At 42.6% G+C, this 223-nt stretch carries 1 pseudogene; it reads left to right on the top strand.

Annotated features, from left to right (window positions below):
• Window positions 1–191: pseudogene (locus tag AC6CWS_RS26555) on the top strand (DUF6904 family protein); the annotation flags it as partial.
• Window positions 192–223: the final 32 nt, after the last annotated feature.

Here is a 223-nt window from a genome sequence, read left to right as displayed (position 1 = left end):
AGGATAATATTGACAGCAGGTGCTGCTATTTTATCAGCCTATCTCCGGAGCAAAGAAAAAAGCAGTTAATCAGTATTGTTCGTTCTTTTCATTCATTATGGGGTAAGTATGCCCGTGAAAAGCAGGACATAAAGATGCTGAACGAAATGAATAATACATCATGGGTCTGGCCGGACAATATCAACTGGTGAGCAACCACTGTCCGGCCAGTGAGTACCATCAG

This window comes from Klebsiella sp. M041 (genome assembly GCF_059759695.1).
Note: the sequence above shows the minus strand (reverse complement) of the source record. Positions and strands in the feature narration are given on the sequence as shown.